Here is a 25705-nt window from a genome sequence, read left to right as displayed (position 1 = left end):
TTTATAAAGTATATAAAATTATCATTTGTAATATAAATGAGTACATTTTGTTATGATAAATCTTATTTGGTTAAAGACATTTTGCACGCTTGCTGACGTTGGTCATTTTACCCAAACAGCAGAAATTCTTTTTATGACGCAATCTGGGGTAAGCCAGCATATAAAAAAACTTGAAGCGCAATTGGACACTTTATTATTAACGCGGGAGGGGAAATCTTTCTCATTGACCGATGCGGGTATTAAATTACGCCAACAAGGGCAAGATTTATTAGAAACATCTGCTGATATCGAAGCTTCAATTAAACAAGATGATGCTTTTATCGGTGTCATTAAAATAAGTACACCTGGCAGTGTCGGCTTAAAACTATACCCAAAGATGCTTGATATACAGCAACGCTATCCGGCGCTTATTATCGATTACACCTTTGCACCCAATAAAAATATAGAGCAAAATTTAATTGAGCGAAAAATTGATCTGGGGATACTCACTGAGTTAAGTAGAAGCCCACAGTTAGTCTACAAAAAAATAGCCATTGAGCCTTTGGTTTTAGTGACGTCAAGTGACATCAAAAGCATCAATTGGCAAGTGCTTACTTCTATAGGTTTTATCAGCCACCCTGATTCAGAACATCATGCACAACAGTTATTGAGTAAAAATTATCTTGAATTTGAACATACCAGTCAATTTAACCACAAAGGATTTTCTAATCAAATAAGTTTGATTTTATTGCCCGTTAGCCAAGGATTAGGTTTTACCGTATTACCCCTGCATGCGGTAAACGCTTTCCCTGAGCAAAGCCTAATAAAAGTACACACATTGGAGATACCGGTCAATGAAACCTTATACCTTTGCCAAAACAAACATTCTTTCGACACTCAAAGAAGTCAATTAATTAAAAAGTCGATTAGGGAGTTTATTTTATAACATGACTATAAAAATTCAGTTAGCGTATTAACCTTTAGCGATAAGCAGACATTAAAATCGGCTGAAAGTGACTTATTTTCAATTTATTTCCAGCCGATTCGCCATTGGCCACTAACTTTTAGATCACGCCAGTCTATGGTGTATTCACTATGAGTCATCACCGCTTCGATAACACAGGCAATTACTTTTTGCTCTTCGTCAAATTCCACCTTAGTGATAATAAAGTGTTTTTCTTTATTAGTAATATCAACTTTAGTCCACTTACTATTGATGAGGGCTTTAGGATTAATTTTATTCATCTTTACCTTAGTGTATAAGTTATTGTTTCAAGAAAGACAGTGTAAATATCGATAATGCAAATTGCCCAGGGACTTTTTTAGTCATTAAAAAACCGACTTCTTTAATATCTTCTGAATTAAGTATAGGCGCATTGGGTATAGCCCTTCCACGAAAGGTTGCTTTAAAGTCTGCAAGCTCGAAGATATGATTTTCACGCTTATTAGCGACGGTTTTAAAGTCATGTTTATAAGCTAACCGGTAGCCATTTACATAAATAATTAGCCTTAATTGATAGGCTTGCCCGTCACCTTCGGTGTTAATAACAAGTTTCTTATAAGATTGTGGAAGATTATCGACAGCACGAAAAACTGAACTAAAGCCGCCATTATTATCTAGAGAGATGCTACCGCTAAAAATGCCATGATCTTGAGCAATTGTCATTTCACCGTTTGACAAGCCGCCCATAACGCCATCATTGGTTATTCGCCAGCGTCCATTTTCTTGCTTTGAAAAATCAATCATATAAGCCTTCTTATTGCCATTTGAATTATCATTAGCCTGTTTATCAATATCGTTTCCACTGGCGTAAGCACTGAAAGATAACCATAAAATTAAAATAAATCGCATCAATAAATTCCACCGAGTATTAAAATTATATCACTTGATAAATACGCAAAATAAACTTGTTAAGATCAAAACGGCTAAAAATGAGCTAAAATTAATACTTTAACGTATGCAGCGTTAGATTTAATTTAAAATAATAACCAACGAGTAAAAATATATGCGCATTTTTTTATTGATTTTGTTCATCAGCCTTGCCTCAGGTTGTAGCACAAAATATACAAATCAATCAGTCACGGGTAAAGCTTTTCCAGCGGTTACCGGACAAACATTAGAAGGAAACACGGTCAATATTCCAGCCGACTTCAACAAAGAAGTTACTTTATTATTAGTAGGCTACAAACAAAATTCACAGTTTGATATCGACAGATGGTTAATTGGTTTAGATATGACTGAAACAAAAGTTGATGTCTATGAGCTCCCAACTATTCAAGGATTGTTCCCAAAAATGTTCAGTACTTTTATCGACAATGGTATGCGTGCTGGTATTCCAAAGCCTCTTTGGAAAGGGGTGATTACAGTTTATGAAGACGGTGATAAAGTTCAAGCGTTCACTGGAAATGAAAACCCTAATAACACACGGGTGTTACTGTTAGATAAGAATGGCATCATTGTATATTTTTATGATGAGGGTTTTTCAGTTGCAGCGCTTAATGAGTTGAGAGATAAATTAACGCCATCGAACTAGTGGAACTTTGTTGAGACTTGTGCAAGAGACAGCAACTAACCGTGATTGTCTTTTGCCAATTTTAGCCATTTACTGAAGGTTTAGTACTATCTATTTATGTACGCAAGTTTCTTTCTTTTAACGTTGTCGTTGAAATACCTTGAAGCACGATATGTTAACTCATCACTTCGCCCTTGATTTTTACCGCACCAAAACAGGGCGCTTAATCATATCAGTGCACTTCCCTCGGTTATTCATCACTTAAAAATCACACTAACCTCAAAAAAAAACCCTTTATTACAATAAATTAGTCGCTAAATACTGTTTACTAATGAACTGGCATAAGACTTGAAGCTCTAATGATAATGAATCGTTATCTATAGTGAAATTATGCTCTCTGCTTTTATTAAACAACACAAACTACCTGATGAATTCAGCGACACCGTTAGACTGCATTATCAACCACTTGCTGAGCGAATATTGGCGCAATTCAAAAAAAACAACACGCCGTACTTTGTTGGTATCAATGGCTGCCAAGGTAGTGGAAAGTCTACATTAACAGATTTTCTCGCTGAATATTTAACAGCACAACACCCTCTTAATGTGGTGATAATGTCTTTAGATGATTTTTACCTAACAGGTGAAAAACGTCAGCAGCTTGCAGAAAATATTCACCCCTTATTAGCGACCAGAGGTGTGCCAGGCACCCATGATATGGCGACTCTTGAGCACGTACTTTTGCAATTAAAAACCAAAAAAACTGGGTTTTCTATCCCTAGATTCAATAAAGCTACCGATGAACCCTATCCAAAAGAGCAATGGACTGTGGTTGATAAACCAATAGATATTATTTTATTAGAAGGATGGTGTTGGGGGGTAAAGCCTCAAACTGAAGAACAGCTAAGGTCAGCTATTAATGAACTTGAATTGCAGTATGACGCTAAAGGTGAATGGAGAAATTACGTTAATCAACAACTGAGCGAGGCTTATGTTCCCTTGTACAAAAGCATGGACTTTTGGTTAGCACTGCAAGCACCATCATTTGACTGTGTTTATAAATGGCGATTAGAGCAAGAGCAAAAATTACAAGCTAGAAACATCGATTTAGCTAATTCAAAGGTTATGTCTCCTGCAGAAATATTAAACTTCACCCAATATTTCCAGAGACTTAGCGTTCAGAGCTGCACGACTATCGCACAATCTGCCGACGCAATATTTTACTTAGATTATGCTCGCCAAATCACAGATGTGCCTCTACAGGAAGTACTATGAGCTCATTGAGTACACTTGTTTTTAGTGACTTAGATGGAACCTTACTCGATCACTTCACTTATCAATCAAGCCCCGCAGATAAAACACTTGCGCAATTAAAATGTGCCAATATTCCGGTTATTTTAAATACCAGTAAAACCCTTGCTGAATTGGCCATTATCCATAGTGAGCTCAAACTAGATACCCCCTTTATTGTTGAAAATGGTGCCGCTATTTATATTCCTATAGCTACTTTTTTAGTACAACCTGCTGACACTGAAATTGTTGGTGACTATTGGGTAAAGTCTTTCTGTTTACCTAGGCAGCATTGGTTAACGTTGTTAGCTGAACAAACTGATGAATTTAAAAAGTATTATCAAGGTTTTTCGACTATGTCTGCAGCTGACCTTTCGGAAATAACAGGGCTGTCACTAGCAGAAGCTAAGCGCGCTCAACAGAGACAATATGGTGAACCCATTAAATGGTTCGGTGATAAGGTCAGCAAAAATCGCTTTATAGATCATCTTATTGATCTAGGTGCCAATGTTGTTCAAGGTGGTCGGTTCATTCATATTGGTGGCTACTGCGATAAAGGCCAAGCCCTAATTTGGCTAACGGAGCAATATCGAGAAAACTTTAATAACCCTACAATTATGACCATTGCCTTGGGTGATGGTGAAAATGATAGCCCAATGCTAGAAGCCGCAGATATCGCGGTGCAAATTCGTTCACCCGTTCATGACTTCCCGAAACTCTATCGCCAATTTAAAACGACTCGTACGCAAGATTATGGTCCTGAGGGTTGGGCTCAAGCACTACAAACCCTGCTAGCAAAGCAATTACTTTCATCTTCTACTATTATATAAGAGGTAAACCATGGCTGATTTTTATCAAAACGGTACAGTAACCACGCTACATAACCTAGCACAGCGTGAACCAGCGGATATGGCAGCTGAAATACTAGCCTTCTCTAAAAAGCGCTCTTTAGGGCTTATTTTGCCTTCATTGTTTTCTGAATTAGAAGGCGAAGCTTTGCCCGACATTATTAATAAGATTAAAGGTGTCAAATATTTATCAGAAATAGTTATTGGTCTTGACCGTGCCAATCTTGAACAATATAAACACGCCTTAACTTTCTTTGGCCAACTGCCGCAACATCATCGAGTATTATGGAATGACGGTCCAAGATTACAAGCGATAGATGCAAAGTTACAAGCCCTGGGCTTAGCCCCCAAAGAGTTAGGTAAAGGCCGTAATGTTTGGTATTGCATGGGCTATATATTGGCTTCGGGTAAAGCTGAGTCAATTGCCCTACATGACTGTGATATTTTGACCTACGAACGTGAACTACTAGATAGACTACTTTATCCTGTTGCTAACCCTATGTTTAATTACGAGTTTGCTAAAGGTTTTTATGCACGAGTTGCAGGAGGAAAAATAAATGGCCGGGTGTCTCGTCTATTAGTAACACCGTTAATTAAAGCGTTAAAAAAAACAGTCGGTCATTGTGACTATTTAGAATACATGGACAGTTTTTTATATCCTTTAGCCGGTGAGTTTTCTTTCCGTCGAGATGTATTAAACGATATTCGTATTCCTAGTGATTGGGGCCTTGAAATTGGTGTGCTCTCAGAAATGTATCGTAACTATTCGCCTAACCGTTTATGCCAAGTTGATATTGCGGCAACCTACGATCATAAGCATCAAGATTTATCTTTGGATAATACTGACGGTGGTTTATCAAAAATGTCGATTGATATCAGTAAAGCCTTTATTCGTAAACTTGCTACCCAAGGTGAAACGTTCACAGCAGAAAAATTCAGAACATTGAAAGCGACTTACTACCGAATTGCTTTGGATTATGTCGAAACTTATCGAAATGATGCCATGATGAATGGCCTTAAACTTGATATTCATAATGAAGAAAAAGCCGTTGAGATGTTCGCACAGAATATATTAACCGCGGGCAATACCTTCTTAGATCAACCCATGGATACGCCGTTTATTCCTTCTTGGAATAGAGTGGTTAGCGCCATACCTGATATTTTATCGCAACTAAAAGAAGCGGTAGAGTTAGATAACGAAGAATTCAGTAAAGCATTATAAAAAAAGGTGCCACATGCCAACGCAAGATAATCAGTTAACACCTAAATTGCAGGGTAATTTAAAAGAAAAGTTAGTTCAGCAGCTTTCGACTATTTATCACGATGTCCCACTAGAAAAGTCAGTAAGTGATATTGCCCAATCTCTGCTTGATATCATGGGTTTATCTAAAAAAACAATGGCGGCGAAGCCTTTCTCAAACCATTGGTCAGAAGAAGATATTATCTTGATAACCTATGGCGATAGTATCGTTAAGGCTGATGAAGCACCACTCAAAACATTAAAGACTTTTTTAGACACTAACGTTAGTAATACGATTAACAGTGTACATATTTTGCCTTTTTTTCCTTATAGCTCTGATGATGGTTTTTCAGTTATCGATTATTCATCAGTAAATGAGTCGTTAGGTACTTGGCAAGATATTGGCCAGATAAGTGAACATTATCGTTTAATGTCTGATCTAGTCATCAATCATTGTTCAAGCAGAAGTGCATGGTTTGACAATTTCATTAAAGGTGAAGGACAAGGTAGCGATTATTTTTTTACTGCTCTTGCAGATGATGACTTGTCAGCCGTTGTGAGACCAAGGACATCGCGACTATTAAAGGAAGTTGAAACCGGCAAAGGCAAACAATTTGTTTGGTGCACATTCAGTCATGACCAAGTTGATTTTGACTTTCGTAACCCTGAAGTTTTAAAAGCTTTCACTTCTATTATTAAACAATACCTTGATATGGGTGTAAAAATATTTCGTTTAGATGCCATCGCGTTTTTGTGGAAAGTAGTAGGAACACCCAGTATTAACTTACCGCAAACTCACGAAGTCGTTAGGTTATTAAGGACGCTTATTGAATCAGCTATAGAAGATGCTGTTATTATCACTGAAACCAATATCCCCAATACGCAGAACCTCACTTATTTTGGTAATGCCAATGAAGCCCATGGGATTTATAATTTTTCATTACCGCCGTTGTTATTAAATACCTTACTAACGGGTAACTGCTTATACCTTAAACGCTGGCTAATGAGCATGCCTCCTGCGCAAGACGGCACTATGTATTTTAACTTTATTGCATCACATGACGGAATTGGTTTACGCCCGGCAGAAGGATTATTAGATGAAGCTGAGCTCGATAACTTAGTAAAAGCAGTAGAAAATTTCGGTGGAAAAATATCATGGCGCACTACAGATACCGGCCAACAAAAAGCCTATGAAATGAACATATCACTTTATGATGCGATGCAAGGCACGGTGCGAGGTAAAGATCAGTGGAACTTTGAGCGTTTTATTTGTGCACATGCCATTATGTTTGCCCTCGAAGGCATACCAGGTATCTACATTCACAGCATGCTAGGCACACAAAATGATTATCAAAAATTAGCAAACACCCATCATAACCGTGCAATTAACAGGCGCCGCTGGCATGTAGAAGCTTTAGAAGAAGCGCTTAATGACAGTAACTTACACCATGCAAAAGTGCTTTCGACATTAAAGTCTTTATTGGCGTTAAGAATTAAACAACCCGCCTTTCACCCTAACGCAACGCAATTTACCTTGCATTTAGGTTTGCAATTATTTGGCTTTTGGCGACAAAGTAAAGACCGAAAACAAAGCATGTTTTGTGTGAGTAATATTTCTGATCAACCGGTAATATTACCCTTGAGTGAGCTGAACTTAATTATTACCGAATCATGGTGTGAACTTATTACCGAAGTAAAAATAACAGAGTTAAACCAAGATCTTACCTTATCACCTTATCAAACAGTATGGATATCAAATATATAAAGTGAAAAGTTAAAAATAAACGCTATACTAAAAATAATTTTGGTGTTGACTGCAGATTAGCTTTGAAATAGCTGAGGGATTATCAATGAATGATTATTTTGCACCTCATGGTGAATTCAAATTACATGTCAGTAATAATATAATTATCGCGCGCTTAACAGGTTCCTGGAATAAAGAGTGTGCAGAAAATTTTTCACAAGCATTTACAACGCAAGTAAAATTGTTAAAAACACCAAGATGGGCGCACTTAGTCTTCTTAGATGACTGGCAAATAAGTGTTCCTGAAATTGCCCCTGTTGTTGATGATTTAGCCGCTTTTTGTATTTTAAATGGTTTAGAAAAATCAGCGCAAGTCGCCCATGAATCAATGATGAAAAAAATGTACCTCGATAAGATGGCAATTGAAACACGCAGTAACTTTGAGAGGCGAATATTTTCTGACCAAGATAAAGCGATTAGCTGGCTCAGTGAATATGGTTTTACTACAACAAAAGGATTAAATGCTTACGAGTTAGTCTAGTTTAATATAACTGCTAGAAGTTTTTCGTAAATACTAAAAGCAACTGTAAACTGCTATTGTCCTCAACTAAAGGACTGTCAGTAATACTTTTATCAAACCAAGTGTATTCGAGATTTAAGCGAGTATATCCGCCAAAAAAAATAGGGGTCGCCATTGAAAATCCAATATTTTTATTAACGCCACTATTGCCGAGATAAGCGCTCCTATTTTGATTCACTTCGTCTTTAGAAACACCATAATAGTAATCAACATGATGTTTATCTAAGAAACTTAGTGAAAATGAGGGTTCGAAAAATATTGGCCCATACCTAAAAACATGACCAATCGTTGATTTTATCTCAAAGCCATTTGAACGATTTAGTGCATCAAACATCGAAGAAAGTCCAATTTTCCAATCATTTTGCTGATAATCGAGACCAAAGCCGACATCAAATGAACTTTTTCTTTTTCTCATTCCTTCGAAAATGGCACTATCAGATTCATCAAACCCTTGAAATCTTGGGGATAATTTTGCGGAGAGCGTCAATCGATTCGCATTTATTAACTTATAATTAATGAATGGTCCAAATACTGACAAGTTTTCTCCTTGATATCCCAATAAAGGTAAAGGCATTATTCGGGTGTTATATCCCTTGTATATTTCTTTATTAACACTGAGACCTAAGCCGTATAGAAAACCTTCGGTTTTTTTTCGCTCAACAGAGACCACTGTTCCCTGCTCTGAAAAGACATAAAAAGCAGGAAAAACTAAAAGTAATATTAAGGCTTTATAAATACTTTGTATCATTGGGTGATTACCACTTAATTTCTATTATACCGAGTATACGTTTAAAAGTGGGATGAGGTTTAAACCTTCGATGAGATTAACTTAGCAACAGCTTATTATAACTCTATTATTTCAGTGTTAATTTAATAATACGGTTATTGAAAATAATATTTCTTATAACAAAGAATAAAGTACAGCCTTGCCTTTATGGTTAGCTAGAGACAATAATTAAAATATAACAGCGAGGTGATCGACCTTAGCCTAAACTGCGTATAGTTAAGTATAAATTATATTATCGGGTAAATTTAAAATGAAACACTTGAGCCATAACGAATTGTTAAAGATGGATTCACGCTACCGGGCTCAACTGATTAATAGTTTATCTGGATTTAAAAGTGCTAACGTCATTGGTACACGCAACAAGCAAAACCATAACAATTTAGCGATATTTAGCTCTGTTGTCCATTTAGGCTCTTCGCCTGCTTTAGTTGGTTTTATTACTCGCCCAGACATCGTCGAACGCCATACTTTAGAAAACATTCTGCAGACTAAACAATTTACTATAAATCAAGTTAATGAAAGTTTTTGGCAAGCGGCACATCAAACATCAGCACGCTATAATGCCGACCAATCAGAATTTGAGCAAACCGATTTAACGCCTTATAACGTTGATGGTATCAATGCCCCTTTTGTTAAAGAAAGTCACTTAAAGTACGCCTTGAATCTACGTGAGATAGTGCCAATCGAACTTAATGGTACTCAATTAGTAATAGGTGAAATCACTGATATTCTTTGTGATGAAATTGCTATTAAAGCCGATGGCTATATTGATATCGAATCATTGGGTACGGTTGCTATTTCAGGACTAGATAGCTACCACACCAGTCAACGGTTATCACGATTGAGTTATGCTAAGCCAGAAGTTCAGCCTAGAGAAATTTCACTTGATGGCCAGGCGCTTGACAGTAATTCATTTGAAATCTAAATAAGCTTCACCGGATTCTAGGGACAAAAATGAAAAGTTGGCAGTTACTTGGCTATCTCGGTCTACTACCTTTTGCAGGTTTTTTATATTTAAGTGTTGTGCTAAAAGACTCATCTATGTTGGCACAACAAGCTTTTATAGCCTATAGCGCTATTATAGTCAGTTTTATTGCTGGCACATTGTGGCGTAAAGCCGAAGACAATGCTCGGCTAACACAGCAAGTCATTAGCAATTTATTAAGCTTGATCGCTTTTACCACTTTACTAGTACCCCGTGATTTGGCCTTGATAGTATTATCATTCAGCTTTACGTTTTTATTTTTATATGAAAAAAAATTAGCAATGACAGAGCAAGTAAACGATTTTGATGTGACTTACATGAGAATGCGTTTTTGGTTAACTTTTATTGTTCTCTCACTGCATACCAGTGCTTATTATCTGTGGTTCATTTATATAGCCACCCAGTAACTTTTAGGAAAATTCATGCTAACTATATTTTATGATGGCAATTGTCCAATGTGCGCAACTGAAATGATCCACCTAAAAAGGCATGATCAAGACAACATCATACTTTTGGTCGATATACACCAAGAAAATTTTTCAAGTCTTTACCCTGCAATTGATTTTTCAGCCGCTATGAAAATATTACACGCAACTTATAATGGTAAAATTCTACTCGGTTTAGAAGTCACACATAGGGCTTGGACACTTGTTGGTAAAGGTTTTTGGGTAGCTCCTCTTAATTGGCCAGTATTTAAAACACTAAGCCACTGGGTTTACTTAGGACTAGCTAAATACCGTCATCAAATTTCAGCACTTCTCGCCAAAGTTTTTGGCATAAAAACAGCAAACTGTAATTCAGGAACTTGTTATGATAAATCAACTAACACTGATCATTGGCGCAAATAGCGACATTGGCAAAGCAATTGCCACTCAAGTAGCTTCTTTGGCTGATACTGGCCTTATTCTTATTAGTCGACAAGCTCTTGACGAGAAAAACACTGTCGAGCAGGAAAACAACCTTAAAATTAAAAAAATTGTGGTTGAAGACTACCAACCGCAATCAATAGACAATGCTATAGCAGAATTAGTAGCCCATAGTGAATTACCCATAAGCCAAGTTTTTGTTTGTAACGGCATACTGCATAGTGAAACATTTCAACCAGAAAAACGTCTCGAAGACTTCGATGCACTAGCCTTTCAACAAGTCATTAGTGCAAATACATTAACCCCAATGTTATGGGTTCAGAAGTTGACACCAATACTGACAAGGAAGTCACCCTGTAAATTTATTGTTTTTAGCGCCCGGGTCGGCAGCATAAATGATAACAAATTAGGCGGTTGGTATAGCTATAGGGCATCGAAAGCAGCATTAAATATGATGCTTAAAACTGCATCTATTGAGTTGGCAAGAAGAGCAAAGAATATAAAATTAATTTCTTTTCATCCCGGCACTACAGATACACCTTTATCTAAACCTTTTCAAAAGAATGTCCCTGCAGATAAACTTTTTACCAGTGAATTTGTTGCCAAACAATTACTAACTATTGTTGCTGACACTCCTATTGACCATACCTTGAGTTATCTCGATTGGCAGGGCAAGTCTATTAATTGGTAGCGGGTAGTAATGGCCGTTAAAAGTTAACTATTACGGGTTAACTTTTCGGTGCAAATTTTTGAGTTGAAACAATAAAAAAACTGCAATGAGATTTGCAGTTTTATTGGCGATAATTCATTAAAGGTTGTTATTTTTTAGCAAAACCGTCAGCTATTTTATGAAAAGATTCAAGCGTCACTTTATTATCATATTCAATTGAAAATCTGCCATGAAATAACAAGGTTATTGTTAAGTCTTTATAACCTAACCAACATGTATATCCATCAAAGTCATGCCAAGCTTTAATACCAGAATACTGATAAATACCATCGAGTTTGGTGCCCTCTTTGGTAATATGGTCATAGATTTCTAAAAAATCTCTTAGTGTTAATTGTCTATCCTTCATCAGTTAAAACTTAATCATTTGGCTGCATCGACCACTGCTACTGCTGGTGCCACACATTTCATCATAAGCTGTTTGATACTCTAGTGCAGCGTTGAATATATTATTATCTCGAAGATAATTTTTGGCTTCAACTAAAGATCCCATCACAGCAACATCTCTAGATTGGTTTAGACCAATAAAGTTATTGAGAGAATCAACCGCGCCAACTAAATAATGAGTCGATTCAGCGACACCAATAATAGTGGGCATAGTTGCTTGATTACTGTTAGTTAATGTATTCATCATCATAATTCTCCAACTTAAGTATACTGTCATTACGGTGATACGATCATTAAAGATCAACTTCAGTAAAATTCATAGTTGAATTTTTCTAACCTATCACCTTAAAATATCTCGTTTGTCAAAAGATGCGTATCTCTATTATCCTTTAATTAGAATTTAGCTAAAGCCATTAAGGAACATCTATGAAGAGTAAAACTGTCTGGTATCTCCATCTCCATATAATGGATGAGTGGAAATGTGTATCCTCTGGTAGCCTTGCTCATATCAAAAAAGCCCAGAGTATGTATATACAAAATGGCGTAACCACACCACTTAGGGTCGCACATAGTAAATTGATTAGTGCAAACAATTAAAGCAGCAAATAACGCTTTTAAGTGGGTAGCTAGGTTTATGATCAATCTGTTATGGCGGCTACAGCTGGATTAGAATTGATTGCTGATCTATCTTGGTCATTTTACTGACCACTAGCAAATAAGAATTATCCATCATTCGCTTTAACTCACCCTGAGGAATTGAGCCATCTAAGATAATAGTATTCCAATTAGATTTATTCATATGATAGCCGGGAATGATGCCAGGAAAAATATCACGTAATATCTCTGCCTCCCCAGGCTCACATTTTAGGTTCATCCAAAAATGACCTTTAGCGTCTTGTGCAACCTTGGCACTTTTAGCGTTTGAACCATGAGAAATCGTTGCAAACATCTTATTTTTGACCTTGAAAACGCTAACGTCATCACCAAACGGATAGTAAAGCGAGCTTGCAGATTTAGCTAATAAATAGTGTTCCGCCATTTGAGGGTTCATAGATTTCATTGGCGTTTATCTCTATACATTAAGGGCTTAAATTTACGGTCTAATGAATTTAAGCATAGCAGTAAAAAGTAACTTTGGGTTAGAGAACAAGATAAGCAGAAGTTTCAGCCTAAAAAAATACCGATAAACAATTTATCGGTATTTTTTAGCAAAAGTTTAGTTCAGCTTAAATTAATAATAAGAAACTTGTGTTGGGATTGTTAAAATACTTTTACCGAAACGCTTTAACCAATAATATATCGCCGCAAAAATCGCAATGACGATGGCAATACTAATTCCCGCGGACAAAGGATTAGTAGCGAAGGTTGCCACTTGATAAGTAAATGTCGCCGCTAAATAAGCTAATGAAAAGCTCCATAAAGCTGCAAATCCAGCCCAACGGCTGCCAACTTCACTCTTTATTGCCCCCATAGCTGCTGCACAAGGTGTATAAAGCAAAATAAATAACAAGTAACTAAATGCGCCAATTTTACCAGCAAATGCGGCCTGCATAACAGTGAATGTTCCTTCATTAACGCCTTGTTCTTCTGCGGCGGTATGTAAGTTGGTAACATCTCCGATATCAGTCCCTAAAGGATCATCAGCTTGAATACCTAATAAGTTTTCTTTTATTGAATCCGTCGCGTCAGTCCATAACTCAGCCATTGATTTTAATGCCTCTGGTTCTGCATTTACGTCGGTATATAAACTATTAAATGTAGCCACTAAAGCCTCTTTCGCAAACAAGCCGGTAATAATACCAACACTTGCTTGCCAGTTATCTTCCTTAATACCCATAGGTGCAAGTAAAGGGGTAACAACCTGAGCACTTTTACTCAATACCGACTCTTGAGAGTCTTGGTGACCAAATTGACCATCAGTACCTAATGAGTTAAAGAAGTTAAGCACACAAACCACTAAGACAATTGTTTTACCTGCCCCCAAAATAAAAGACCGAGTACGTTGCCAAACACGATGCACGAGATAAGAAAGCTTAGGTATTTCATAGAGCGGTAATTCCATAATATTGACAGAATTTTTGCCCATTAATACGGTGTGCTTTAATAAAAACCCTGTAAATAGTGCTGCCGCTATACCGATTAAGTACAATAAGAAAACTAAGTTTTGCCCAGAATCAGGAAAAAATGCCGCAGCAAATAAAGCATATACCGGTAAACGTGCCCCACACGACATAAACGGTGACATCATTATAGTGGTGATACGTTCACGCTCACTGTCAAGAATTCGTGCCGACATTACAGCCGGAACCGTACAACCAAAACCAACAATTAAAGGGACAAAAGCTTTACCGGGTAAACCAATTTTTTGCATAGCACTGTCAACCACAAACGCTGCACGCGCTAGGTATCCACTGCTTTCTAAAATCGATAAGCCAATAAATAAACAAGCGATGATTGGAATAAAAGTCGCGACCGTTTGAATACCTAAGCCAGCTCCTTCAATTAAGGTTAGCAACCACTGAGGTAAATCATAACTTGATAAAAATCTTTGCGGGTAATCGACAAAAATAGCGCCGGCTAAAATATCAAAAAAGTCGATAAAAGCGCTACCCACATTAATAGCAAACATAAACAATAAGTACATCATGCTAAGAAAAACGGGCACACCTAACCAAGGATGAAGGATAAAATGGTCAAGGCGGTCACTTAAACTTATTGCCGGTGCTTTTTTGGAAGCCGGTATATCCTTTTTAACATCGATCAATAACTGCTGAATAAATTCGTAACGCGCCTGCATAATACTAATAGCATCTGTATTAGTTTGCTGACAGCCACCTTGATCATTACAAGCGCCACATTCAAGATCAATTAACACTTCAGTTGAGTTTTTATCAGCGAGTTTATTGACAATATCTGCTGATAAAATTAATTTTTTTGGACGTTCACTTGCTTTAGGTAATTCAAGTAAAGCCTGTTCTACTTGTTTTAAGGTATCTTTAGCTAAGCTGTTAGCAATAATAACTTTACAACCAAGTTCTTTTGCTAAAATATTTATATCAACGGTTTGCGCTTCTTTTCGATCAGATTTATTGATAACCAATAATACCGGTAAACCGAGTTCAAGTAGCTGAGTCGTTAAATACAACTGACGCTTTAATTGCGTCGCATCGACGACATTAATTAAACAATCAATGTCGTTATTTTTGAGGAAATCTTGGGTAATAGTCAGGTCTTTACTTTGTTCAGTTCGAGTGGCGAGAGAACTAACGCCGGGTAAGTCTGAAAGTAAAACTTGCGCATTATTAAATGAGAAGGGCTGCTGTTTTGTCGCTACAGTGACGCCAGTCCAGTTTCCTGTTTGTTGTTTTGCGCCCGTTAGAGCATTAAAAAACGTGCTTTTTCCTGAATTGGCAAAGCCAACTAGAGCCAAATGTAAAGCTTGTGACATTAGACGATTTCTATACCTATTTGTTGAGCAATACTCGTTGCTAAGCAAATTTTAGTACCATGGAGATGAAAGGCAAGTGGCCCATTAAATGGTGCTTTATGGGCTAATGATATCTCAGTTTTTAACGCAAAACCCTGCTCGATTAACTTTGAAGTCAAATCGAAATTTGTTGGCAACGTGCGGATCACCGCTCGTTGGGTACGCGTCAATTGTGAAAGGGTCATAAAGAACAACTCAAATAATAATGATTATCATTTGATTCTACTTTACTATTAACTTTTCAGCAAGCGTATATAACGGCGTAATTGATCTAAATCAGCTTAAATTAATCTACTTATAAACTTGATTTAAAATTTAATAGTTTAGCAAGCCTTCAATATAATCGTATTAAAAATATAACTGGATTTATCTACACAGCTTCGGTAAAAATAGCGAAGAGTTTATTGCTAAAGCAATGGGTTTAATTGAAAACGTCATAGTTTTTTCACTTACTTGTTTGAGTATGCCAAATAGAATTAATACTATTGTGTTAGCTATAATCAATAAAAACAAAGTAAAAACAAAGTAAAAACAGTGAAGTGCGACATAATGTCGCAATAAAAAATGTCTTACTTGACCTAAGTCAAATAAGACATTTTAGTAGGGTAATCGTTATTTAACAAAAAACCTTAGTTACAGAGCTGATTAGCGTTAAAAGCAAAAAGTGCACAACTAGCTTATTTTCAAAGCAGATTAATTGAACCTACTAACGGCAGTTACTTTTCCAGCGACTGTTTTGCAGGCTGATTTACTTTAAGCAACATAATTGCTTGAAACTCAGACAATAGTTAATAACTTATTAACTTAATTATGTCGCTCTGCATTTTTATCTCCTAACGTTTTCATGATATCTCGCCAAGTTAATATGCCAACGGGAATGCTATTTTCATCAACAATAGGAATACATGATGTTTTAGTCTGATTAAAAATATCAATGGCATCAAAAACATTAGCGTTAGGCGTTAAGGTGATCAATTTGCGATTCAGTATTTGATGCGCTTTCTTGTTTAAGGTTGCTGCATCTCTTGGGAGCTCGGCGGCAGTGCCAATATTAGGACTAAGTGCTTTGAGAAGATCTCTGTCTGAAATAACCCCTGATAATTGTTTATTATCAACGACCAGTAAATGATGAAAATTAGCATATTTAAAAATATTTTTTATCGTCAATAACGTATCGTCCAAAGAGACGCTAACAAATGCTTTGGTCATGATGCTGGCTATTTTCATTATGCTACCTTTTATCCACCTTATTCTTAACTATACAATACATTGACAAACAACAAAGAGAATTTACTTTATTTGGGGATAATAGATGACAATTAACTTAACAATGGCACAATGAACTAAGACTCAAAATAAGGAATATAAATGAAAGGTTTAACTACCTTAATTTTATTGTGTATTAGCACAATAAGTTATGCCACCGAACAAGCAGAAGAAATATTCAAACAACTTGCTCCGTCACTTTATCAAATAAGACTTATAGACATCGCCAGCGGTGAAAAGTCATCAATTGGATCTGGTTTTCAAATTAGTGCCGACGGTTTAATTGCGACCAATTATCACGTTATTTCTGGTTATGCGCGTCATCCCAATAAGTACACGATTGAAATTTTTGATCACCAAGGTAAAAAAGCGCCACTTACTTTACAAAGTGTTGATGTTATCAATGATCTAGCTTTAGTAAAAAGAACGACTAATGGCGAAATGCCTTTCTTTAAAATTTCAAAGCGTGTTCCCCAAAAAGGCGAAGAGCTTTATTCGTTAGGTAACCCGCACGATTTAGGCATGATAGTAGTACCTGGCACTTACAATGGATTGAAGAATGAATCTTTTAACGACCGGATCCATTTTACCGGCTCAGTAAACTCTGGAATGAGTGGCGGACCTGTCGTCAATAAAAACTCTGAAGTCGTTGGGATAAATGTCGCAACTTCAGGTAATCAAATCGGATTTTTAGTACCACACGATAAACTACTTAACTTATACAAGCGTTATAAAACAAGTAAACCCGAAAGTATTGCAGCACAAATGGCACAACAACTTGCTGATAATCAAGACAAGTTAATCACCACGCTATTAAATAGCGAATGGCAGATGCGTCCTTTAGGAGAAGGTATAATTCCCGTGGTTAATATTCCTTTTATTCGTTGTTGGGGAGAGTCAAACGCTGATAAAGCAGATGCTATTGTTCTAGCCGTGGTTGCTAATTGTTCTTTGGATGAAGATACTTACATCTCAAATAATTTCTTCACCGGCTCTATTGAAATGGAATATCGCTATATGCAAGCAAAAGAACTTAGCGAGACTAAGTTTTATCAAATATTTGAGCGTCAATTAACGCAAGTCATGCCAGGAAACAAAGCGGGTAAAGATGATGTTACTGAGTTTCAATGTCAGCACGATATTGTTACACCGTCAAACCAAGCGATTACCAACAAATCAGTTTTTTGTACCCGTGCCTACAAAGACTTTCCTAAATTATTTGACGTTTTATATATAGCTATTTCTGTTGATAAGGGCGACCAAGCCTTACTTAGCCACTTTACTGTCGCTGGCGTTACGCAAAATAGTGCACTTAAGTTTACAGAGAAATTTATGGAGTCTATTTCATGGAAATAATCATAGAAGAAATTACTCGCGCCCATAAATTAATCGCTCGACATAAATTTATGCAAAATCACATCAATATTGGTCGTGGTTATGATAATGATATTATTATGGCTGACCCACATATTTGTGGCCAACACCTTAGTCTTAATTTTAATGGTGAACATTGGCTGCTAAACGATGAAGGCTCTATTAACGGCAGTTTTTATGACGATGAGTTTTCAAAAACAAAATCAGCTGTTCATCAACACATCGTTCGTTCTGGACAAGTTTTTATGATTGGCAAAAGTTTAGTACGCATTGTTTTTCCCGATCACCCCGTACCTGAAAGCATTAGTTTTAGCCCTTTTGAAAATATTTTAACCTTAACAAGACATCCTCTCTTTTTAGCTGTAAACATTTTATTATTTGCCAGTGTTACCGGCTGGTTATTTAACCTTCACAACCCTGTAGAAGTCAATTTCACTCAGTTATTAGTACCCGCTATTGGCATGACTTTACTCTTTGGGCTTTGGCCTATTGGTGTTGCTTTGGTTTCTCATTTAACTAAGCATGATGCTAGGTTTTGGGGACAATTAGGCATCTGTTTTGTCTTTTACAATTTAATGTGGTTAAGTGATTTTATTGAAAACATCACCAGTTTCAATGCTTCATCTCAGTCAATACTCAGCATGCTTGCCACTTTCTTACCTATTGTATTGGCATTTTGTTTGTTCTGGCTAAATTGCCAAATTGGTTTTCATATGACCACTCGACGCAGAACATTAGTAGCAAGTTGCATGACGCTGTTATTGTTTGGTGGTAGCTTCTTAATTCAGTTTAGTAAAAAACCTGAATTCAGTATCCGTCCCGCTTTTAATACTACGTTAATGGCGCCAAGTTATTTATTTACTCACAGCAATAATGTCCAAGGCTTTCTTGAGAGCAGTAAAACATTATTTAACGATGCGCAAGAAGCGGCACTTGAAGACAAATAAAGTGGCTTAATAAACAAAAAAAGCTAACGAGTTCGTTAGCTTTTTTGTTAGCTGAGAGAATAACGACTAAGTGATGACGACACATTAAGGGCGAGGAATAAAACCTACTGCATCATACACTTTTGCTAATATTTTACTTGCCCTAGCTGATGCTTTTTCAGCGCCTGCTTTCATCACTGAATCTAAATAAGCCTGGTCCTCACGGATTTGATGATATCTTTGCTGAATAGGTTCTAATAAAGCAACCACAGCATTAGCAACGTCGCCTTTTAAGTGCCCATACATTTTATCTTCATATTGTGGCACTAACTGCTCAACGGTTTCACCTGTACAACAAGACAATAAAGACAATAAATTTGATACACCTGGCTTTTCTTCAATATTAAAATAGATATTAGCTTCTTCATCAGAATCAGTCATGGCGCGTTTGATTTTTTTACTGATTTTTTTAGGGTCTTCTAATAAGCCAATAAAATTACCAGGATTAGCGTCTGATTTTGACATTTTCTTTGTCGGCTCAAGTAAGCTCATTACTCGCGCACCAAATTCAGGAATATAAGGGTCTGGCACTGTAAATGTGTCACCATGAAGATTATTAAAACGAGTCGCTATATCACGGGCTAATTCTAGATGCTGCTTTTGATCTTCACCAACCGGCACACGGTCAGCATTATAGAGAAGAATATCTGCCGCCATTAAGACTGGATAAGTAAATAAACCTGAATTCATATTTGCTTCAGACTTTTGTGACTTATCTTTGTATTGCGTCATTCTGTTCAATTCGCCCATTTGTGTGTAACAATTTAACACCCAACTAAGCTGAGCATGTTCAGGGACATGTGATTGAATAAAGATGGTACTCTTTTCTGGGTCAACGCCGCAGGCTAGATACAAGGCTAGGCCATCAAGCGTCGCCTTTCGCAAATCTGCTGGATTTGGGCGAACAGTAATAGCATGTTGATCAACCAACATGTAATAACACTCATGGCTATCCTGCATGCTAACCCATTGTTTTAACGCACCTAAATAATTACCAATGGTTAAATCACCTGATGGCTGACAGCCGCTTAATACGATAGGTTTACTCATGATTTCTCTTTATTTTATTTGATTTGATTTATTTATTAAACTATTGGCTAACTGTCGCTAATTCGCTGCGCATTTCATCAATCGCCAGCTTATAATCTGGCTTTGAGAAAATGGCTGACCCTGCGACGAACATGTCAGCCCCCGCCGCCGCTATTTCAGCAATATTGTCTGCTTTAACACCGCCATCAACCTGTAAACGAATATCACGTCCACTAACGATGATGCGCTCTTTTACTAATCTCAATTTATCCAATGTGGTTGGAATAAACGATTGACCACCAAAGCCAGGATTAACTGACATCAACAAGATAACATCGAGTTTATCCATAACAAAATCTAAACAATTTAATGGTGTGGCAGGATTTAGTACCAGTCCAGCTTTACAGCCATGGTCTTTTATTAATTGCAGAGTACGATCAATATGGTCACTTGCCTCTGGATGAAAAGTGATAATATCTGCGCCTGCTTTAGCAAAGCCTGGAATTAGACTATCAACCTGCTTGACCATTAAATGTACATCAATAGGAGCGGTAATACCGTAATCACGTAGCGACTGACAAATCATCGGGCCAAAAGTTAAGTTAGGCACAAAATGATTATCCATTACATCGAAGTGCACAACATCAGCACCCGCAGCTAAAACCTTAGCAACATCATCACCTAAACGTGCAAAATCAGCAGACAATATAGAAGGAGCAATTAAAAAAGAAGACATAGATAAACCTTTTTAGAATATTGCTCAACATTATAACAACGACCTAAGGGAAAACTCTATAAATTCATGCGCCCAAACGTTATTTAACTCAATGTTACCCAGCGATTGCTATTTTAGTGTCGAATGCTCATAATTATTTCGTACACTGGATTAATTTTTATGAGAATTAACGCTTTAACTATAACCGGAAAGACGGCCAAGAAAGACATTACAAAATACGAGTCGATATTTTATGCACTTATTATCAACGTTAACGTTTAACGATAACGTGAAAGACTACCTAGAAAGACATTACAAAATACGAGTCTATATTTTATGCACTTTTTATGAGCGTTAACGATTTAATTGCACCAATAAAGCTCACCCGTTAGTGACAACGCCTCATAGTAAAAAAACAACTTTGCCAAGCCATTGAAATTACTATGTAAAATTTATTGATATTATTATGTCGCTCAGGCATCTACCTTGCAATGTATGGTTTAGCCCTAAAATATTAAATAAAAAACTACTACATAAAGAGACTATTATGAAAAAAACACTATTATCGATATCGCTCACATCTTTACTTGCCGCTACTTCATTATTATCAACACAAGCATCAGCTGTTGAAGGTTTATCTGCTAATGTTGCTGCTAGTAGTAACTATATATGGCGTGGTGTTAGCCAAACAGACAATGCTGCAGCTATTTCTGGTGGTATTGACTATGCTGACGATTCTGGCTTTTATGCTGGAGCTTGGGCTTCAAATGTCGATTTTGGTGATGATGCGAGTGCTGAAGTAGATTTCTACTTAGGTTTTAGCGGCCAATTAAACGAAGATGTTAGTTATGATGTCGGTTATATTTATTATGCCTACCCTGACTCAGCCCAAACAGATAGTACTAACGAATATGATTTTGGCGAGATATATGGCTCTTTGGGCTATTCATATTTTTCACTTTCAGCAAGTTACGGAATTCATAACGACGACGGTGCTGCTTTTGCTGATGCCAGCTTATATATTGCAGCGGGAGCAGAGTTTGAAGTAGCTGATGGTTTAACCTTAGCTTTTCATCTTGGCGATTATTCTTTTGACGACGCCATGATCGCAGAAGATTATAACGATTACAGTGTTAGCTTAAGTAAAGATGGCTTTACCTTTGCGGTATCTGATACCGACATCGATAATGATGATATGAAGTTTGTCATTTCTTATTCGGTTGATATCGACTTATAAATAAAAATAAGCCAGTAATAATTTTACTGGCTTTTTAAAGATAGTTAAAGACAGTGCAAAAAAAATCTTCGCGTAGTACAATTATAAGATTGTTGAGTTAAAAATAAACGGCGGCATAGCTAAGATATTTAAACCTAATTAATATATTTAGCGAAACCAAAAAGCCGATATTCATCACAATAACGATTTGCATCCATTAGTGAAATTTTACCTAATTAAATTAAATTTTAAGGATTTTACATGCAAATAATTATTTTTGATGATGCTGAACAAGTTGCAGAGCATGCAGCACTATGGGTCAGTGAATTAATCACTAAAAAAGCCAAACCTGTGCTTGGTCTTGCTACCGGTAGCACCCCGATTAGCCTCTATAAACATTTAGTTAATAAACATAAAAATGAAGGGCTAAGCTTTAGTCACGTCTCGTCATTTAATCTTGATGAATACCATAATATTAATGCTAATAATGCTCAAAGTTATCGCAGTTTTATGAAAGAGCATTTATTTGATAACGTAGACATAGCACAAACCAATACCTACCTACCAACGTGTAACCATAACCAAAACCCACGTGAACAAGGGCTTAACTACGAAAACAAAATAAAATCATTAGGGGGTATCGACTTACAAATATTAGGTATTGGCGCTAATGGCCATATTGGTTTTAATGAACCGACTTCGAGCTTATCATCTCGTACCCGTATCAAAACATTAACACAGCAAACACTGACAGATAATAGCCGCTTATTTAAAAACGGTGAAACACAACCAACTATGGCAATGACCATGGGTATTGGCACTATTATGGATGCTCGCTATGTATTATTAATGGCGACAGGAGAAAATAAAGCCCAGGCAGTAAATACGATGATCACAGGCGCTTTATCCGCTATGTGTCCGGCATCCGCATTACAGATGCATGAAAATGCAGTTATTTTGTTAGACAAAGCAGCTGCAAGCCAACTACAAGATCATCAGTATTACCTTTGGGCTAATCAGCAACACCGTAAAATCAACGAAACTTATGGTTTTTATCATAATTATTAACAAAGTGAATGCTTCAATAAAAGGTCCCTAATCTAGGGACCTTTGTTGAGGTGAGATTTAACTTAACTTTTGTAGTTTTTTGTCTCGGTACATTTTGCTGTCTGCTATCGAGATGAGTTGTTCTAAGCTCTTGGATTGTTGAGGAAATAACGCTAAACCGAATGAGAATCTCAATGATAATTTATGCTTTGCCACCTGGTAAACTTTCTCTTGCAGTTGCTGAAATCGATCGTTTATATTATATCTTGCAGTGACTAATGTTTGAGCTGTGTTTCCTTGCGCTAATAACAGCACAAATTCATCTCCGCCCCATCGACAACAAAAGTCATCGGCACGTAAAGTGTTTTTTAAGTTAACCGCGAAGGCTTTTAACAGTTCATCACCGATATTATGACCGTATGAATCATTAACGCGTTTAAAATCATCTAAGTCTATCATTACTAGACTGTAACAATCATTTCTGGTCAGTGTGGCGGAAAGTTTATCGAAATATGCCATTAAAGCGTATCGATTATCTAAGGTGGTTAGCGGATCATGGAAAGCTTGTTCCGTCAGTTTTTCATTGAGTACTTGAATATCGGTAATATCAGTTACTGTAACGGCTACAGAGTTAACTTGGTCTGAATGACTATCAAAAACAGGTTGGTACGCAACCTTGAGAAAGAGCATTTGATTTTTATTTTCTGAATAAAACCAATCAGTATAAGTTCTCACCTTACCTGAAAAACATAAATCGAGCTCTTTCTTAACCACTCTATTGAAAGCTTCTTCTCCTAAGACTGTTATAACATGTTGGTTAATAATGTCCGCTTTTTGCAAGCCCCATTTATGGCTATATTGCTCATTAACTGACAAATAGTGATAGTTTTTATCAACTAAGGACAATAAATTATTCGAGTGGTCGACTAAATCAACAACAGATGAGTCCTGTAGTAATTCAGCACTATATTCGATCAGAAAAAGAATCGGCTGTTTACTGATAATACTGACATACACCTCTATATTTTTTTGGATAAAACTAAAATGTGTTAAACATTTATCATTTGAGCCTAAAGGCATATTAGAAAAGTTGAGAATGAATTCAGATAAACTAACTTTACTGTCACATAATGCAAAAAAGTCATCTCCCTCGTTAATATGATATTTATGCTTGATGTGTTTACTACGACTAACTACAGTTCCTTGCTCATTAATAATTAAAGCGGGAAAGTTAACATAATTGAGTAAATCAGTATTCAATGGAAAATCCTTTTTCTATTTTTATCAGTAAATTAGATAAATAATCTGTATATTATACAAATATACAATTTAGCATAGACTAGCTATATTTTACTGTCAAAAATATATGCATTTTTTATAATTTATATCGACTTTACCCTGTTATGTTAAACAGGTAATCATTGTTAATCGCCACCACGTTAGCGATCACCTTGAAATAAGTTGCTCGTTCGATAACGCTAAAATGTGTGATGATAATGATAAAATTTATTTAGGATTGTTTTAGCGCGAAAAGTAAGCGACTATCAAGTGTCACCCAACAAAAGGATTATATGATGCCAACGGAAAACTTATCAAAAAAAACAAAGTCTTCTGATAAAAATAGTAGTTTTAAAACGACCGCTAAAAGTGTCGGCGCCGCTTTTTTTGGCGTACAAAGTAATAAAAACCGCGATAGAGATTTTAGTGAAGGAAAACTAAGCCACTTCATCATTGCTGCTGTAATCGGTGTCGCTATATTTATAGGCGTGTTGATCGCGGCAGTATCTTTAGTTTTACCTTAAAATAAGTGACTTAAAAGCTTACTTATAAAGTACCAGTAACTCTGCAACTTTATTACGTTTACTCGCCTTTTGGCTAATAGTGCGCGCTACTTGTATCGTTTTTTGCTTACTGGCATGCTCATATATTTTACGTGTCCAGATTGTGTCATGATTACTAATCAATACTGATATTTTATCTTGCTCAGTGACTTCTTCTGCAATATTGGCTAAATCAGCTTGCTCATCTAAACCAAAGCCATTACCAACATAACTGGTAAAACTAGCTGTTTTACTTAATGGTACATAAGGGGGATCACAGTAAATGACATCGCCACTTTTTGCCCTGGCAAAAGTTTCTCGGTAACCTTCACAAACAAAAGTGGCTTTCTTAGCTTTTTCCGCAAAATACAGCATTTCATTTTCAGGAAAATATGGACGTTTATACTTACCAAAGGGAACATTATAACCGCCCGATTTATTATATCGACATAAGCCATTATAACCATGACGGTTCATATAAAGAAATACCAGCGAACGAAAGTAGCTGTCACTACTGGCATTAAACTCTTTTCGTAACCGGTAATAAACTTCAGATTGATTATATTCAGGCGTAAAGTATATCGCTGAATCTTTGATAAATTTTTGTGGGTTTTCTTTAATAATATTATAGAGATTGATTAAGTCTTGATTTATATCGTTTAACAAGTAATGGTCAAAATTACTGTTCAGAAATACTGAACCAGCACCGACAAAAGGTTCTACTAAACGCTCCCCTTTGGGTAACATTTTATTAATTACATCGCTGAGGCCGTATTTTCCGCCAGCCCACTTTAAAAATGCTCGATGCTTTTTGATCATTTA

At 36.5% G+C, this 25705-nt stretch carries 29 protein-coding genes; 16 read left to right on the top strand and 13 right to left on the bottom strand.

The window, feature by feature from the left end; all coding sequences use genetic code 11:
- Window positions 1–52 precede the first annotated feature (52 nt).
- Entirely contained in the window at window positions 53–925 is an 873-nt protein-coding gene (locus tag H4J67_RS09900; protein ID WP_182169158.1) for a LysR family transcriptional regulator, read from the top strand.
- A gap of 83 nt (window positions 926–1008) precedes the next feature.
- Here H4J67_RS09900 and H4J67_RS09895 read toward each other — a convergent pair whose 3' ends face one another.
- On the bottom strand, window positions 1009–1224 hold the full coding sequence (locus tag H4J67_RS09895) for a TIGR02450 family Trp-rich protein (protein WP_182169157.1): 216 nt from the start codon (window positions 1222–1224) through the stop codon (window positions 1009–1011).
- A gap of 19 nt (window positions 1225–1243) precedes the next feature.
- Window positions 1244–1831 carry a CIA30 family protein gene (locus H4J67_RS09890; protein ID WP_259368549.1) on the bottom strand — a complete coding sequence of 196 codons (588 nt, stop codon included), beginning with the start codon at window positions 1829–1831 and terminating at the stop codon, window positions 1244–1246.
- A gap of 154 nt (window positions 1832–1985) precedes the next feature.
- Between H4J67_RS09890 and H4J67_RS09885 the strand changes: the two genes are divergently transcribed.
- From H4J67_RS09885 to H4J67_RS09860, 6 genes are all read left to right on the top strand, one after another.
- A complete protein-coding gene (locus tag H4J67_RS09885; RefSeq protein WP_182169156.1) occupies window positions 1986–2513 on the top strand; it encodes a hypothetical protein in 528 nt (175 codons plus the stop codon).
- Window positions 2514–2882: 369 nt separating this feature from the next.
- Window positions 2883–3764 carry a kinase gene (locus tag H4J67_RS09880; protein WP_182169155.1) on the top strand — a complete coding sequence of 294 codons (882 nt, stop codon included), beginning with the start codon at window positions 2883–2885 and terminating at the stop codon, window positions 3762–3764.
- On the top strand, window positions 3761–4609 hold the full coding sequence (locus H4J67_RS09875) for a mannosyl-3-phosphoglycerate phosphatase (protein ID WP_182169154.1): 849 nt from the start codon (window positions 3761–3763) through the stop codon (window positions 4607–4609). Before H4J67_RS09880 ends, H4J67_RS09875 begins: the two co-directional genes overlap by 4 nt.
- Before the next feature lie 10 nt (window positions 4610–4619).
- Window positions 4620–5849 carry a glycosyl transferase gene (locus H4J67_RS09870; protein WP_182203596.1) on the top strand — a complete coding sequence of 410 codons (1230 nt, stop codon included), beginning with the start codon at window positions 4620–4622 and terminating at the stop codon, window positions 5847–5849.
- A gap of 13 nt (window positions 5850–5862) precedes the next feature.
- Window positions 5863–7632, top strand: coding sequence for an alpha-amylase family glycosyl hydrolase (locus tag H4J67_RS09865; RefSeq protein ID WP_220463145.1), 1770 nt, complete (start codon window positions 5863–5865; stop codon window positions 7630–7632).
- Between the two features lie 85 nt (window positions 7633–7717).
- On the top strand, window positions 7718–8152 hold the full coding sequence (locus H4J67_RS09860; protein WP_182169152.1) for a hypothetical protein: 435 nt from the start codon (window positions 7718–7720) through the stop codon (window positions 8150–8152).
- Between the two features lie 13 nt (window positions 8153–8165).
- Here the strand turns inward: H4J67_RS09860 and H4J67_RS09855 are convergent, their stop codons facing one another.
- On the bottom strand, window positions 8166–8939 hold the full coding sequence (locus H4J67_RS09855) for a MipA/OmpV family protein (protein ID WP_182203594.1): 774 nt from the start codon (window positions 8937–8939) through the stop codon (window positions 8166–8168).
- Window positions 8940–9228: 289 nt separating this feature from the next.
- On the opposite strand from H4J67_RS09855, the gene H4J67_RS09850 reads away from it, so the two are divergent.
- Genes H4J67_RS09850 through H4J67_RS09835 form a run of 4 tightly spaced genes read left to right on the top strand, consistent with a single transcriptional unit; the run spans window position 9229 to window position 11520 of the window.
- Window positions 9229–9903 (top strand): flavin reductase family protein, encoded by a 675-nt coding sequence (locus H4J67_RS09850; protein WP_182169149.1) that lies wholly within the window; start codon window positions 9229–9231, stop codon window positions 9901–9903.
- A gap of 29 nt (window positions 9904–9932) precedes the next feature.
- Window positions 9933–10370, top strand: coding sequence for a DUF3429 domain-containing protein (locus H4J67_RS09845; protein ID WP_182203592.1), 438 nt, complete (start codon window positions 9933–9935; stop codon window positions 10368–10370).
- A gap of 15 nt (window positions 10371–10385) precedes the next feature.
- Complete coding sequence (locus H4J67_RS09840; RefSeq protein WP_182169145.1) at window positions 10386–10811, top strand: thiol-disulfide oxidoreductase DCC family protein; 426 nt, start codon at window positions 10386–10388, stop codon at window positions 10809–10811.
- Window positions 10774–11520, top strand: a complete 747-nt coding sequence (locus H4J67_RS09835) for an SDR family NAD(P)-dependent oxidoreductase (RefSeq protein ID WP_182169143.1) — start codon at window positions 10774–10776, stop codon at window positions 11518–11520. The genes H4J67_RS09840 and H4J67_RS09835 overlap by 38 nt, the downstream gene beginning before the upstream one ends.
- Before the next feature lie 127 nt (window positions 11521–11647).
- Here the strand turns inward: H4J67_RS09835 and H4J67_RS09830 are convergent, their stop codons facing one another.
- The 6 genes from H4J67_RS09830 to H4J67_RS09805 all read right to left on the bottom strand — a co-directional run bounded on the left by H4J67_RS09830 (window position 11648) and on the right by H4J67_RS09805 (window position 16657).
- Window positions 11648–11905 carry a DUF3081 family protein gene (locus H4J67_RS09830; RefSeq protein WP_182169141.1) on the bottom strand — a complete coding sequence of 86 codons (258 nt, stop codon included), beginning with the start codon at window positions 11903–11905 and terminating at the stop codon, window positions 11648–11650.
- A 3-nt stretch (window positions 11906–11908) separates the two neighbouring features.
- Window positions 11909–12190 carry a DUF6482 family protein gene (locus H4J67_RS09825; RefSeq protein WP_259368548.1) on the bottom strand — a complete coding sequence of 94 codons (282 nt, stop codon included), beginning with the start codon at window positions 12188–12190 and terminating at the stop codon, window positions 11909–11911.
- Between the two features lie 408 nt (window positions 12191–12598).
- Window positions 12599–12994 carry an MmcQ/YjbR family DNA-binding protein gene (locus tag H4J67_RS09820; RefSeq protein ID WP_182169334.1) on the bottom strand — a complete coding sequence of 132 codons (396 nt, stop codon included), beginning with the start codon at window positions 12992–12994 and terminating at the stop codon, window positions 12599–12601.
- Between the two features lie 180 nt (window positions 12995–13174).
- Window positions 13175–15391: a ferrous iron transport protein B gene (feoB, locus tag H4J67_RS09815; RefSeq protein WP_182169139.1), complete on the bottom strand. Its 2217-nt coding sequence runs from the start codon at window positions 15389–15391 to the stop codon at window positions 13175–13177.
- Window positions 15391–15615, bottom strand: a complete 225-nt coding sequence (locus H4J67_RS09810) for a FeoA family protein (RefSeq protein ID WP_182169137.1) — start codon at window positions 15613–15615, stop codon at window positions 15391–15393. The genes feoB and H4J67_RS09810 overlap by 1 nt, the downstream gene beginning before the upstream one ends.
- Before the next feature lie 619 nt (window positions 15616–16234).
- A complete protein-coding gene (locus tag H4J67_RS09805; protein WP_182169135.1) occupies window positions 16235–16657 on the bottom strand; it encodes a CBS domain-containing protein in 423 nt (140 codons plus the stop codon).
- Between the two features lie 141 nt (window positions 16658–16798).
- Between H4J67_RS09805 and H4J67_RS09800 the strand changes: the two genes are divergently transcribed.
- Entirely contained in the window at window positions 16799–18052 is a 1254-nt protein-coding gene (locus H4J67_RS09800; RefSeq protein ID WP_182203590.1) for a serine protease, read from the top strand.
- The gene (locus H4J67_RS09795) at window positions 18043–19017 is read left to right on the top strand and encodes an FHA domain-containing protein (RefSeq protein ID WP_182169131.1); all 975 of its coding nucleotides are present in this window, start codon (window positions 18043–18045) and stop codon (window positions 19015–19017) included. The genes H4J67_RS09800 and H4J67_RS09795 overlap by 10 nt, the downstream gene beginning before the upstream one ends.
- 84 nt (window positions 19018–19101) lie before the next feature.
- Here the strand turns inward: H4J67_RS09795 and trpS are convergent, their stop codons facing one another.
- Together trpS and rpe are read right to left on the bottom strand one after the other, a co-directional pair.
- The gene (trpS, locus tag H4J67_RS09790; RefSeq protein WP_070375658.1) at window positions 19102–20106 is read right to left on the bottom strand and encodes a tryptophan--tRNA ligase; all 1005 of its coding nucleotides are present in this window, start codon (window positions 20104–20106) and stop codon (window positions 19102–19104) included.
- A 40-nt stretch (window positions 20107–20146) separates the two neighbouring features.
- Window positions 20147–20821 (bottom strand): ribulose-phosphate 3-epimerase, encoded by a 675-nt coding sequence (gene rpe, locus H4J67_RS09785; RefSeq protein ID WP_182169129.1) that lies wholly within the window; start codon window positions 20819–20821, stop codon window positions 20147–20149.
- A gap of 526 nt (window positions 20822–21347) precedes the next feature.
- On the opposite strand from rpe, the gene H4J67_RS09780 reads away from it, so the two are divergent.
- Together H4J67_RS09780 and nagB are read left to right on the top strand one after the other, a co-directional pair.
- A complete protein-coding gene (locus H4J67_RS09780; protein WP_182169127.1) occupies window positions 21348–22037 on the top strand; it encodes a TorF family putative porin in 690 nt (229 codons plus the stop codon).
- 240 nt (window positions 22038–22277) lie between these two features.
- The gene (nagB, locus tag H4J67_RS09775; RefSeq protein ID WP_182169125.1) at window positions 22278–23084 is read left to right on the top strand and encodes a glucosamine-6-phosphate deaminase; all 807 of its coding nucleotides are present in this window, start codon (window positions 22278–22280) and stop codon (window positions 23082–23084) included.
- Between the two features lie 57 nt (window positions 23085–23141).
- On the opposite strand, the gene H4J67_RS09770 is transcribed toward nagB, so the two are convergent.
- Window positions 23142–24323 carry a GGDEF domain-containing protein gene (locus H4J67_RS09770; RefSeq protein ID WP_182203588.1) on the bottom strand — a complete coding sequence of 394 codons (1182 nt, stop codon included), beginning with the start codon at window positions 24321–24323 and terminating at the stop codon, window positions 23142–23144.
- A 314-nt stretch (window positions 24324–24637) separates the two neighbouring features.
- Here H4J67_RS09770 and H4J67_RS09765 point away from each other — a divergent pair, with 314 nt between their 5' ends.
- The gene (locus H4J67_RS09765; protein ID WP_182169332.1) at window positions 24638–24865 is read left to right on the top strand and encodes a DUF2970 domain-containing protein; all 228 of its coding nucleotides are present in this window, start codon (window positions 24638–24640) and stop codon (window positions 24863–24865) included.
- 18 nt (window positions 24866–24883) lie between these two features.
- Here H4J67_RS09765 and H4J67_RS09760 read toward each other — a convergent pair whose 3' ends face one another.
- A complete protein-coding gene (locus tag H4J67_RS09760; RefSeq protein ID WP_220463144.1) occupies window positions 24884–25702 on the bottom strand; it encodes a Dam family site-specific DNA-(adenine-N6)-methyltransferase in 819 nt (272 codons plus the stop codon).
- Between the last annotated feature and the right edge of the window lie 3 nt (window positions 25703–25705).

Origin of the sequence: Colwellia sp. BRX10-4 (assembly GCF_014077465.1) — a bacterium.
Classification (GTDB): domain Bacteria; phylum Pseudomonadota; class Gammaproteobacteria; order Enterobacterales; family Alteromonadaceae; genus Colwellia_A.
This window is presented reverse-complemented; position numbering and strand designations above follow the sequence as displayed.